Annotated in this window: 12 protein-coding genes; 6 read left to right on the top strand and 6 right to left on the bottom strand. The window is 71.1% G+C overall.

Annotation, left to right across the window (positions count from 1 at the left end; all coding sequences use genetic code 11):
* Positions 1-22: 22 nt before the first annotated feature.
* Entirely contained in the window at positions 23-1,525 is a 1,503-nt protein-coding gene (locus tag ACFY3D_RS06140) for an aldehyde dehydrogenase family protein (protein WP_389975523.1), read from the bottom strand.
* 146 nt (positions 1,526-1,671) lie between these two features.
* On the opposite strand from ACFY3D_RS06140, the gene ACFY3D_RS06135 reads away from it, so the two are divergent.
* Positions 1,672-2,691 (top strand): aldo/keto reductase, encoded by a 1,020-nt coding sequence (locus tag ACFY3D_RS06135; protein WP_389975520.1) that lies wholly within the window; start codon positions 1,672-1,674, stop codon positions 2,689-2,691.
* Positions 2,692-2,786: 95 nt separating this feature from the next.
* Here the strand turns inward: ACFY3D_RS06135 and ACFY3D_RS06130 are convergent, their stop codons facing one another.
* From ACFY3D_RS06130 to ACFY3D_RS06110, 5 genes are read right to left on the bottom strand one after another with little or no spacing between them, the layout of a single operon-like run.
* On the bottom strand, positions 2,787-3,668 hold the full coding sequence (locus ACFY3D_RS06130) for a CoA-transferase (RefSeq protein ID WP_350942209.1): 882 nt from the start codon (positions 3,666-3,668) through the stop codon (positions 2,787-2,789).
* The gene (locus ACFY3D_RS06125; RefSeq protein ID WP_389975517.1) at positions 3,665-5,251 is read right to left on the bottom strand and encodes a class I adenylate-forming enzyme family protein; all 1,587 of its coding nucleotides are present in this window, start codon (positions 5,249-5,251) and stop codon (positions 3,665-3,667) included. Before ACFY3D_RS06125 ends, ACFY3D_RS06130 begins: the two co-directional genes overlap by 4 nt.
* Before the next feature lie 13 nt (positions 5,252-5,264).
* The gene (locus tag ACFY3D_RS06120; RefSeq protein WP_389975514.1) at positions 5,265-6,044 is read right to left on the bottom strand and encodes an alpha/beta fold hydrolase; all 780 of its coding nucleotides are present in this window, start codon (positions 6,042-6,044) and stop codon (positions 5,265-5,267) included.
* Positions 6,041-6,889: an alpha/beta fold hydrolase gene (locus tag ACFY3D_RS06115; RefSeq protein ID WP_389975511.1), complete on the bottom strand. Its 849-nt coding sequence runs from the start codon at positions 6,887-6,889 to the stop codon at positions 6,041-6,043. Before ACFY3D_RS06115 ends, ACFY3D_RS06120 begins: the two co-directional genes overlap by 4 nt.
* A 6-nt stretch (positions 6,890-6,895) precedes the next feature.
* Positions 6,896-7,780: a CoA-transferase subunit beta gene (locus ACFY3D_RS06110; protein ID WP_389975508.1), complete on the bottom strand. Its 885-nt coding sequence runs from the start codon at positions 7,778-7,780 to the stop codon at positions 6,896-6,898.
* A gap of 104 nt (positions 7,781-7,884) precedes the next feature.
* Here ACFY3D_RS06110 and ACFY3D_RS06105 point away from each other — a divergent pair, with 104 nt between their 5' ends.
* The 5 genes from ACFY3D_RS06105 to ACFY3D_RS06085 are packed head-to-tail and all read left to right on the top strand — an operon-like array spanning position 7,885 to position 11,802.
* On the top strand, positions 7,885-8,775 hold the full coding sequence (locus ACFY3D_RS06105; RefSeq protein ID WP_389975505.1) for a DUF6282 family protein: 891 nt from the start codon (positions 7,885-7,887) through the stop codon (positions 8,773-8,775).
* A gap of 57 nt (positions 8,776-8,832) precedes the next feature.
* A complete protein-coding gene (locus tag ACFY3D_RS06100; protein WP_389975502.1) occupies positions 8,833-9,762 on the top strand; it encodes a hypothetical protein in 930 nt (309 codons plus the stop codon).
* A complete protein-coding gene (locus tag ACFY3D_RS06095; protein ID WP_389975499.1) occupies positions 9,759-10,526 on the top strand; it encodes an HpcH/HpaI aldolase/citrate lyase family protein in 768 nt (255 codons plus the stop codon). Before ACFY3D_RS06100 ends, ACFY3D_RS06095 begins: the two co-directional genes overlap by 4 nt.
* The gene (locus tag ACFY3D_RS06090) at positions 10,523-10,933 is read left to right on the top strand and encodes a lipocalin-like domain-containing protein (protein ID WP_362903430.1); all 411 of its coding nucleotides are present in this window, start codon (positions 10,523-10,525) and stop codon (positions 10,931-10,933) included. Before ACFY3D_RS06095 ends, ACFY3D_RS06090 begins: the two co-directional genes overlap by 4 nt.
* Positions 10,930-11,802, top strand: a complete 873-nt coding sequence (locus tag ACFY3D_RS06085) for an amidohydrolase family protein (protein ID WP_389975495.1) — start codon at positions 10,930-10,932, stop codon at positions 11,800-11,802. Before ACFY3D_RS06090 ends, ACFY3D_RS06085 begins: the two co-directional genes overlap by 4 nt.
* The last annotated feature ends 49 nt before the right edge of the window (positions 11,803-11,851 follow it).

The following is an 11,851-nucleotide window of genomic DNA, read 5'->3' as shown; positions in this document are numbered from 1 at the left end:
CTCGGATCGGGGTGGCTGCAGGTCAGTACCAGCGGGGCGCGTCGGCCGCGGCGGTGTCCACGATCACCGTCTTGAGCTCCGTGTAGGCCTCGTGCCCCACCCGGCCGAGCTCTCGGCCGACGCCTGACAGGCCGACGCCGCCGATCGGGGCGTCCAGCGCCAGCGCCCCGTAGGAGTTGATCCAGAAATAGCCCGATCGCACGGCTCTGGCGGTCGTGAGCGCCCGGTCCAGGTCACGGGTCCAGCAGCCGCCCACCAGGCCGAACGGGGAGTCGTTGGCGAGCGCGACCGCCTGCTCCGCGCCGCTGAACCGCTGGACGGTGAGGACCGGTCCGAAGACCTCGTCGTACACGATGTCGGGCACCCGCGGCAGTCCCGAGGGGATCTCCAGCACGGTGGGCGCGATGAACGCGCCGTCGGGATGGACGCCGGCCGGTCGGCCACCGCCCGCCAGCACGCGCGCGCCCTGGTCCACGGCCGTGTCGATCATCGCGCGGACCCTCGCCGCCTCCCCCTCCGAGATGAGCGCGCCCAGCTGGGTGTCCGGCGCGAACGGGTCGCCGACCCTGATCGAGCGCGCCACGTCGGCGACCCGTTCGACGAACGCGTCCGCGACCGGGTCCTCGACCAGGAGCCGGGAGCCGGAGAAACATCGCTGACCGGCGTTGCGGAAGATGCCGCCGACCGTGGCGTGCAGGGCGGCGTCCAGGTCCGCGTCGGCGTAGACGATGTTCGCGGACTTCCCGCCGAGCTCCAGCAGCACCCGTTTCACCCCGTCCGCCGCCGAGCCCATCACCTGCCGGCCGACCGAGGTGCTGCCGGTGAACGACACCATGTTCACCCCGGGATGCTCGACCAGCCGGCGGCCCACCTCTCCCGCGCCCTGGACCACCTGGACGAGACCGTCGGGGAGTCCGGCGGCGGTGAGGATCCTGGCGAACACCGGCGCCGCGAGCGGGCTGAGCTCGGGTGCCTTGATCACGATCGCGTTGCCCGCCGCGAGGGCCGGTCCGGCCTTCTGCGCCGCGAACATGAGGGTGGTGTTGAAGGGGATGATCGCCGCCACCACCCCCACCGGCTCCCGGAAGGTCATCCGCAGCGTGGACCCGTCCGCCGGCAGGGTGATGCCTTCGAGGCCGGACGCCCAGCCCGCCGCGCCGCGCAGGTGGGCCGCCGCCACGAAGACGTCGCCGCGCGCCTCCGCCAGCGTCTTGCCGTTGTCCAGCGCGACCAGGTGGGCGAGTCGCGGGGCCCGCGACTCGATCAGGTCGGCGGCCATCCGCAGGATCCGCGCGCGTTCGTGCGGGGAGGTGCGCGCCCAGGCGGGCTGGGCCGCGACCGCGCCGGCCACGGCCTCGTCGACGAAGTCGGCCGTCGCCGCCTCGACCTCGGCGATCGGCGAGCCGTCGCCCGGATGACGGGTCGTGAAGACCGTCCCGCCGCCACCGCGCAGAGCCCCGCCGACGAAGCTGTGCGCCGCCGGTAACTCCGCGACGGCGAGGTGCTCGGACAGGTTTGTGCTCATCGAGGAGACTCCTTGGGCGGATCCGTGGCGTGGCCCAGGTGCATGTGCGGTCAGAAGCGTGACTACCTGCCGGACCAGTGCTCTTTACCTCATCTGCTCACGAACGCTACCATCAAAATTCAAATATAGGACTCATCGTCCGATAAATGGAATCAGGAGATCTCGTGGAGTTCACCAACCTCGGTCGCAGCGGTCTGACGGTCAGCCGGCTGGTGCTCGGCACCGACAACTTCGGCACCCAGACGACCGAGGAGGACGCGTCCAAGATCATGGATCACGCCCACGAGCTGGGGATCAACCTGATCGACACGTCCGACGTGTACGGCTGGCGGTTCGGCGAAGGACTGACCGAGCAGATCATCGGCTGGTGGCTGTCCACCGGCGGGGGCCGCCGTGAGCGCACCGTGCTCAGCACCAAGCTGTACGGCCGGATGTCCGAGTGGCCGAACCACGCCGGCCTGTCCGCCCTGCACATCCGGCGCGCCTGCGAGGCGTCGCTCCGGCGGCTGCGCACCGACTACATCGACATCTACCAGATGCACCACATCGACCGATCGACTCCGTGGGACGAGATCTGGGAGGCGATGGACGTGCTCAAAACCCAGGGCAAGATCGTCTACGTGGGGTCGTCCAACCAGCCCGGCTGGCACATCGCCGCCGGGCAGGAAGCCGCCGCCCGGCGCGGCCGCCCCGGTCTGGTGAGCGAGCAGACCATCTACAACCTGCTCGAACGCACCGCCGAGCTGGAGGTCCTGCCCGCCTGCGCGCACTACGGCGTCGGCATGATGCCGTGGTCGCCGCTCGACGCCGGCCTGCTCGGCGGGATCCTGCGCAAGGAGCGGGAGAACCGGATGGGCACGCCGCTCCCCGGAGCCAAGGTGGCGACCCACCGGGGCAAGCGACTGATCAAGCTGGACCGGCACCGCGCCGCCATCCAGGCGTTCGAGGACCTGTGCGACGAACTCGGCGAGAGCCCCGCCGACGTGGCGATGGCCTGGCTGCTCGGACGGCCCGGCGTGACCGCGCCGATCATCGGGCCGCGTACCCTCGCCCAGCTCGACGCCGCCACCCGCGCCTTCGAGGTGTCCCTGGACGACAAGACGCTCGAGCGCCTCGACGCCATCTTCCCCGGTCCCGGACCCGCGCCGGAGGCCTACTCCTGGTAGGCCCCCGGGCGGGCGGGCCCGGTTCAGCGGAACGCCTGCCCGAGGCCCGGGGTCTCCCGTTCAGCGGAACGCCTGTCGGAGGCCCGGGGTCCGGTTCAGCGGAACGTCTGCTGGAGACCCAGGAGGCGCCGGGCGCCCAGCTTGTCCAGATACTCCTGGTGGTCGTCGACCGAGAACACGTACTTCTCCAGATACTCCTTGGTCCGGTCCTGGGCGGCGAGGTCCCGGTACTCCACCAACTGCTCACGGTCGTAGGCGTAGTGCCCCGGCGAGGACAGCGGGTGCGAGCCGTAGGGCGCGTGCGCGACGCTGTCGACGATCGCGCCGGGGATGGACACCAGGCGCGGATCCGGGGCCGGGGCGTACTCGTCCAGAATCTCGTCCGAGCTGATGACGACGTGGTCGCACGCCTTCGCCATCACGTCCTCGAACCGCCGCTGGCCGAAGACCTGCGCGTTGCCCTTACGGTCGGTGACCTGCGCGTGGAACAGTCCGTAGTCGGCGCGCAGGGCGGGGATGGTGGTCACCGTCTTTCCGGTGTACGGGTCGGTCGTGGACCGGATGTCCTTGTTGACCTTGGGCAGGTCGGTCCCCTCGTAGAGCGCGGGCAGCGGCAGGAACGGCAGCCGGCTGGCTCCGGCCCGGAACCCGTAGACGATGTAGGCCTCGTCCGCCTCGACGATCTCGATCGACCGGCTCTCCGCGGCGCGGCGGTAGTTCGGCGCCATGCCGAGGAACTCCAGCCCCACGTAGGAGACGTGCAGCCGCCGGACGCAACCGGCGGCGATCAGCATGTCCACCGGCGGGCCGCCGCTCGGCGTCGGGATCAGCTCCAGATCCTTGACCCCGCGCCGGATCAGCGCGTTCACCAGCGCCATCGGGCTGTTGTGGGAGTGCACGCCGCCCAGCGCGATCGTGGCTCCGTCGGGGATGCCGGCGACCGCCTCCTCGGGGGTCGTCACCTTGTTCGCGCTCATCGCCTGAACTCCTTAACCGGACCGGCGTCGCCACCGGTCGTCACCTCGCCGAGCAGGCGCACCTCGGTGACACGCTTCAGCTCGGCTCTCCTGATCTTGCCGCCCTCGTCGACCGGCAGGTCGGTCACGAACTCCACCTCGCGGGGCCGCTTGTAGCCGGCGAGCCGTTCCGCGCAGTAGTCGAGGACCTGCTGCTCCGTCAGCTCCTCACCCGGCGCCCGCTGCACCAGCGCCTTGACCGACTCGCCGAACCGCTCGTGCGGCACCCCGATCACCGCGGCGCGGGCGACGCCGGGGCAGGCCTGCAGCACCGCCTCGACCTCGCCGGCGTACACGTTCTGCGCCCCCGACCGGATCACGCCCTGTGCCCGGTCGGCGAGATAGATGTAGCCGCGCTCGTCCCGCCAGGCCATGTCGCCGAGCCGGAGCCAGCCGTCCTTGAGTACCGCGCGGGTCACCTCCGGCTGGCTCCAGTAGCCGGAGAACACGCTGGTCGCGCGGATCCGCATCTCGCCGGTCTCCCGTACGGCCACCTCGCGGTCCTCCGCGTCGAAGATCTTGACGTCGGCGAACGCGGCCGGTCTGCCCACCGGGACGATGGAGGCGGCCTCGGTGCGCAGGAAGTTGCGGTGGTCGTCCGGGGTGAGCAACGCCACGAAACCACCCGCCTCCGTCGCCCCGAACGCGTGGTAGAACTCCAGGTCCAGCGCCTGCGCCAGGGATCGGATCAGGCTCCAGGACACCGACGCGCCGCCGTACCCCACCAGCTTGAGCGCGCTCGCGCGGTGCAGGTCGAGGTCGGGCAGCGCCCGGACCAGGTCGACCAGCATGGTCGGTACCAGGAAGGCGTGCTCGACCCCGAACCTGTCGACGTCGTCGACGAACGCGGCCGGGTCGAAGCGCCGGCGCAGCAGCAGCGGGACGCCGAGGTAGGCGGTGGTCGTCACGAAGGACGCGCCGACCCCCAACGTCAGCGGCACCGAGATCCAGGTCGGGCCGCCGCGCGGCACGTTCACCTCGCACAGGTAGTTGGCCGTGCTGGCGAGCTGCTGGTCGTGCGTGGCCATGCAGCCCTTGGACGCGCCGGTGGTGCCGCTGGTGTAGCGCAGCGAGCGCAGGTCGCCGCCGGTGCCGGTCTCGGGCACGTCGCCCGGGTCACCGGAGGCGACGAGGCTCACGAACGACCCTTGGTCGTCGTCGCCCAGGCCGATGGTGTAGACGCCGCGGATGCTCGGCACCCCTCTCGCGGCCTCGACCGCGGCGGGGGTGTCGCAGATGACGAGGGACGCGCCCGAGTGGGTGAGGATCCTGGCGATCTCGGGCGCGGTGAACCGGGTGTTGATCCCCACGGTGATCAGGTTCGCCTTCCACGAGCCGTGGAAGGCCGTCACGATGTGGTGGCAGTTGGACATCACCAGCGCGACCCGCTCCTGCGCGCGGTATCCGAGCCCGATCAGCGCGTTGGCCAGCCGGTTGGTCTCGATGTCCAGCTCGGCCCAGGACAGCTGGGCCTGGTCACAGATGACTGCGGGCAGCGGGCCGCGTCGTACCGCGTTCTGCCGCAGGAGGTTCTCGATTCGCATGGGTGTCCGTTCGTCAGCGGCCGAGTGCCCGCTCGACCAGGTCGGCGATGAGGTCGGGGCGCTCGATGTGGACGTTGTGCCCCGCGCCGGGCAGCACGGTGACCTGATGGCCGAGCACCTCGGCCATGTCCGCCGGGTCGATGCCGGGGTCGTGGTCGCCGCAGGCGAGTTCGACCGGGCAGGTCACTGTGAGCATGCGCGCGGCGAGTTCGGGGCCGGTGGCCGGGGCGGCCCTGGTGATACCGGGGTCGGCGGAGAGCGCGTAGCCGCCGTCGCGGGCCGTCACCCCACCGGCGCGGTCCTCGTCGGTGAACGCGGATCCTCGCAGACCCGATATCCGCCCGAACAGCTCGCGGGCCTCTTTCTCCTCGGGAAAGATCCGGACCGGCCGGTCGGCCGTCGCGGACCGCCTGGTCAGCTCCTCCTCGGTCCAGGCGACCTTCATCGCGATCACCGTCAGGGACTCGACCGTGACGCCGTGGGTCCCGTCCGCGACGGTCATCCCGACCAGCCCGCCGAGAGAGTGACCGACGACGTGCAGGGACGCGTTCTCGCCCAGGACGCCGGAGAGTGCGGCGGACACCGCGCCGGCGTGCCCCTCGGGCGAGTAGTCGTCGCGGTGGCCCGAGCGGCCGTGCCCCGGCAGGTCGGCGACGAGCCACCGGTATCGGGTCCCGCGCTCGCGCAGCCGCTCCAGCACCGGTTTCCAGACGGCTCCCGACGCGCCGGAGCCGTGCAGGAAGAGCACCGCGGGGCCGTCGTCTCCGCCGGACTCGAGGTGGAGGTCGCTCATCGTGCCTCCGCCTTCGTCCGCGCGAGGAACCCGAGCGCCACCTCGGCGAACTCCGCCGAGCGCTCGATCTGCGGATAGTGGCCGCTGCCGTCGATCGTCTCGGTCCGCGCGTCCGGGATCTGCGCCGCGAGCTCCTGCCAGGTCGGCGCCGGCACCAGCCGGTCGTGCCGCCCCCGGACGAGACAGGTGGGCACGGTGATGCCCCCGTAGTCGCGGGCGGGCGGGCGGACATGCGGCCGTCGCTCGCCGCCGTCACGTCCCGGCGCGCGCAGATTGCCCGCCGCGGCGGTCTCCCACGCCCCGGGGACCATGCAGTACTCGTGGCGGCGGCGCAGGTAGTCTTCGCTGTCCTTCCAGCGCGGGTCGTGGAAGAGGACGTCCATCGACGGACGCAGGCCGTCGAGCGTGCCGTCGAAGTCCTCCAGCACGGCGCGGGCCTCGGCCGCGGGGGCGGCCAGACCGGTGCCCACCACGACCATCGACCGGATCGGCCACTCGGGTGACGGCCGGTTGGCGATGTCGAGCAGCAGCCGTCCGCTGAGGGACGTACCGATGAAGTCCGCGGAGTCGATCCGCAGGGTGCGCAGCACGCCGGCGACCTGCCGTCGCATGAGCCGGCGCTGGCCGCCGAAGTCGCGAAGTTTGTCGCTGTGCCCGAAGCCGACGAAGTCGAGCGCCAGCACGCGACGGTGCTCGGCGAGCGCCGGGATGCAGTTCTCCCAGGCGAGCTGTGCGGAGGCGCCGTACTCGCCGCCGTGCAGGAGGATCAGCGCGGGACCGTCCCCGGCCTCCAGATAGTGGGTCGTGCAGCCGTCGGCGACGACGTGGCGATCGTGGAAGCTCATGGGGGCTCAGGCCACGGACGGGTAGCGGCGCAGCACACCGTCGCGGTCGACCTGGGTCCGGAGCAGGGTGAGCTCCTCGTCGCTGGGCGCGCCGACGGTCTGCACGTCGTCGGCGATCAGCAGCTCGAATCCGGTCGCGGCCTGGATCTTCTCGATGCTGCTCCACGGGTGCACCTTGATCAGGCGCATCCGCTTGCTCTCCGGCTCGAAGTCGAACACGCCCAGGGGGGTGAACACCCGCCGGGGCCCGTCGGACTCCGGGCGGAAGACCTTGGAGCGGGCGTCGCCGCCGTCGAGCCAGCCCGCGCCGCTGACGAAGTCGACCTTGTCGACGAAGATCTTCGGCGTGTGGTGCTGGGTGTAGATGTAGCTGGTCTTGAAGCCGCCGAGGAAGATCAGGCCGATGGTGCCAGGTCCGCGCACCTTCGGCTTGTCCCAGTCGCCGATCATGGCCATGTTCAGGTTTCCGTGCTTGTCGATCTGCATTCCGCCGAGGAACGCGAAGTCGAAGCGCATCGCCGTCTCGAAGTCCACGACGTCGTCGAGGCTGAAGTGGTATTCGCTGGTCACGAGGTTGCGGTAGTCGGCCGACGACTCGGTCAGCCGCTGGATCTTCGGGTTCATCGCGCCGCTGCCGCCGCAGAAGAAGGACAGGTTGGGCGCGTGCGTGAGCTGCGCCAGGCGCAGCCCGGCGGCGGGAATGTGCGATGCGGCGCCCACGGAGCCGAAGGCACCGTCGGCCATCTCGTGCGAAATGGAGATCGCCATCATCTCCGCCCAGGTATAGGTCGCCTCCGGCACGTGGCCCCCAATCGGGTTTGAGCGACAGCGCAGGTCGTCGCGCTGGAACATCTCGCCGGGACAAGTGCTTGTCAGAACAGCGAGTCGCATTTATCGTACAGTAAGTCCGTAATTTGTAACAATGCTATCGTGGTGGTGTTTCTGTCAAGGGTCGCCATGCCCTCGTCGATGGCTACCGCGCAGGAGGGACAACGATGACCCCACCCGCGATCGAGCGAGTTCTGCACGGCCTCGTCGACCTGCACTGCCACTCCGGGCCCAACCCGCTGCCGCGCAGGTTCGACCACGTGCAGGCCGCCGAGGACGGCGCGCGGCTGGGCATGCGCGCCTTCCTGGCGAAGTCCCACCACCACAACACGGTGATGGACCTCCTCGCGATGGGCGACCGGCTGAAAGGCGTGAGCACCGCCGTCTACGGCGGCATCGCGCTGAACAACCAGGTCGGCGGCATCAACCCGCACGCGGTGGAGATGTGCCTGCGGATGGGCGGGCGGTGTGTCTGGTTTCCCACCATCTCCTCCGGCGCGCACGTCGACCACCACAACTCCGGCGGCGGCTTCCCCAAACCGACGATCCCCCTCACCACCACCCAGGTCGACGTACGCGGCCCGGACGGCGAGCTCATCCCCGAGGTCGGCCAGGTCATCTCGATCGTCGCCGAGACCGGCGCGCTGCTCTCCGCCGGGCACATGGCACCCGACGACATCAGGGAGGTCTTCACCGCCGCGCGCGACGCCGGAGTCCGGCGGCTGGTGGTCAGCCATCCGAACTTCGTGATCGGCTCCGACCCGGCGCAGTGCCGGGAGTTCGTCATGCTCGGCGCCTACATCGAGCATGAGACCAGCATGTACGACCCCGAGGTGGCGAACGTGCGGTGGGGTCCGGAAGTGCTGATGGACTGGATCGAGCGGGTCGGGCCCGAGCACACCGTGCTCGCCTCCGACCTCGGCCAGGTCGGCCGCCCGATGCCCGTCGACTCCTTCATCCGGGTCGGGTCCGCGCTGCTCGACCTCGGACTGCCGGAGAAGGACCTGCGGCAGATAGTCCGCGTCAACCCCTCGTACCTGCTCGGCCTGGACGACTGACGGTCCGCACTCCTCGTACCCGCCCGGCCCGGACGACTGACTGTAAGGACGAACCACATGTACGGCCCCAACGACCCTCGCGCCGCGCTCAACACGGCGCCGGCCACGACGAACCCGAACGACCCCATCGCCGCGCTCGCCACCTACGAGTTCCTCGCGCTGCCGCCCGACGAGGTCACCGAGCTCGGCAGCAAGACCTGGTACGTCCGCGGCCAGAACTTCGTGCTCGCCTTCACCCGCCTGGTCCTCGGCGACGCGCTCCGCCGCGACGCGGCCGCGCAGCGGGAGGAGTACGTCGTCGTCCTCCCCCACGACGACATCACGATCGACGTGACGGCCGGCGCGGAAAGCCGGACGGTGACCGGGAGCGGCGTGGTCATCGTGCCCCCCGGCGACAGCGAGCTCACCGTGCACGGCGACGCCGACCTGGTCCGCCTGTTCGACGTCCGCACCACCGACCTCCTCGCACGCTGCGCCAACGCCTCGGAGTACGCCGAGCCCCACCCGCGCGTCGCCCCGCTGGAGCCGTGGCCGGAGCCGCCCGCCGGCCACCGCCTGCGCGTCTACCGCAACGCCGACTTCCCGCTGCGACCCGGCCGGTTCGGCCGCATCTTCCGGTCCAGCGCCTTCATGGTCAACTTCGGGGATCCCAAGGACGGCCCGCGCGATCCCGACCGGCTCTCCCCCCACCACCACGACGACTTCGAGCAGTGCTCACTCACCGTCGCCGGTGACTACATCCACCATGTCCGGACACCCTGGACGTCGAAGCGCTCCCAGTGGCGCGCCGACGAGCACGCGGCCGTCGGCAGCCCCGCCGTCGCGATCATCCCGCCGCCCACCGTGCACACCAGCCAGGCGGTCGGCGACGGCGTGCACATGCTCATCGACATCTTCAGCCCGCCGCGCGCCGACTTCTCCGCCAAGGCCGGATGGGTGCTCAACGCCGACGAGTACCCGGCCCCCGACCACATCACGACCGCATGACGTTCTTCGCGACAGCCTCCGCGCAAACGCCGAGGCTGGGCACCTGGATCAAGCTGGCGACCGTCGAGAGCGTCGACATCATGGCCGACGCCGGATTCGACTTCGTGGTGATCGACCTCGAACACTCTCCCATCGACCTCACCCTCGCCGCCCGGATGATCAGCGCCGCCTCGGCGTACGGCGTCGACCCCCTGGTACGCGTGCCCGACCACCAGGCCGGCACCATCCAGCGGGTTCTGGACGCCGGCGCCCGGGGCATCCTCGCCCCCCGCGTCGACTCGGTCGCCGACGCCGAACGGGTGGTGGCGGCCACCCGCTTCCCGCCCCTCGGCATGAGGGGAGCGGGAGGCACCAGCCGCGCGGGCAGGTGGGGACTGATGTCCCGAGACGAGTACGTCCGGGTCGGCAACGAGGACGTCGTCTGTGTCCCCCAACTGGAGAGCCCCGCGGCGATCGACGCCGCCGCCGGCATTCTCGCCGTGCCGGGGGTCGACGCGGTGTTCCTGGGCGCCGGTGACCTCTCCCTCGCGCTCGGGGTCCGTATGAACGATCGCGTGGTCAAGGAGTCGCTCGACCGGGCGCGGGCCGCGGCCGCCGCGGCGGGCAAACCCTGCGGCGCGGCGTGTGTGGACGCGTCGTCGGCCGTCGGGACCGCCGCCCTCGGCCACCAGTTCCTCATCATGGGCAACGACGCCACCATGCTCGCCCGCACGGCCCACTCGATGACGCGGGCGTTCCGGGAGCAGATGGGCGCGACCTCATGATCGTCGGAACCTGGCGGCTGGTCGACTACGTCATGGAGGGCGAGCCCGACGACGGCGCGCGCTCCCTCGGGGACAAGCCGCTCGGCCTGCTCATCTACGGCCCCGACGGCTACATGTCGGTGCAGTACATGGCCGGAGACCGCCCGCTCCTGCGGACGGAGAACTGGCGGTGGACCACCGACGAGGAGAAGCTCGCCGCCGTACGGACCTTCGGCGCGTACGCCGGACGCTACGAATGGTCCGGCGACCGCGTCGTCCACCAGGTCGAGACCGCCGTCTACCCCAACTGGATCGGCGCCACCCTGGTCCGCCTCGCCGTCGTGGACGGTGACCGGCTCACCCTGCGCGCCGAGCGAACCCCCGGCAGGCCGCCCACCCCCATCCTCACCTGGGAGCGCATCCGATGACCCCTGCCCTGATCGACGCACACGCGCACCTGGTGACCAACGACCCGGCCTACCCGTTCAACCCGCCCGGCGGCTCGGTCGGCGACGCCGTACGCGACGATCCGATGACCGCGGAACGGCTGCTCGCCGCGATGCGCGACCACGAGCTGTCGGGCGCGGTCGCCGTCCAGCGCGCCCACGTGTTCGGCTACGACAACAGCTACGTGGTGGACTCGGCGGCCCGGCACCCCGACCGGCTCGCCGCCATGTGCGTCCTCGACGCGCAGGCCCCGGACGCGGCGCGGACCGTACGCCACTGGGCGGAGCGCGGCGCCGCGGCCGTCCGCCTCACCTCGCCGGGCGGAAACCAGCACGGCGGCACCCCCGGAACCGAATGGTTCGCCGGAGAGCGGGCCCGCGAGGTGTGGCGGCAGGCGAGCGAACTCGGCCTGTCGATGTGCCTGCACATCTACCGCTGGAACCGCGACGAGAGCCTGCGCGCGCTCGCCGCGGTGGCCCGCGAGTTCCCGGACACGCCGGTCGTGCTCGATCACATCGCGAGCGTCGAGACGGATCGCCCCGAGCCCTACCCGGGGGCCGGCGAGTTGCTCGCGCTCGCCGACCTGCCGCAGGTCCACGTCAAGGTGACGACGCTCAACTTCGCCAGGATCATCGCCGCGGGCGGCACGCCGTCGGTCGTGGTCGAATGGCTCGTCTCCCGGTTCGGCGCGGAGCGGGTGCTGTGGGGTTCGGACGTCACCCAGACCGCCGGCGCCTACGCGGACATGGTCGGGATCGCGCGCGAGTCGGTCTCCGGCCTGTCAGCGAGGGACGCCGCCCTGGTCCTCGGCGGGACGGCGGCCTCGCTCTACCGGATCGCGACGCCGTGACGGGTGACGGCTTGTCCGAGAGCGGGGTGCCTCGTCATGACGCCGTGGC

This window comes from Streptosporangium sp. NPDC000509 (assembly GCF_042898365.1).
In the GTDB taxonomy this organism is placed as follows: domain Bacteria; phylum Actinomycetota; class Actinomycetes; order Streptosporangiales; family Streptosporangiaceae; genus Streptosporangium.
This window is presented reverse-complemented; position numbering and strand designations above follow the sequence as displayed.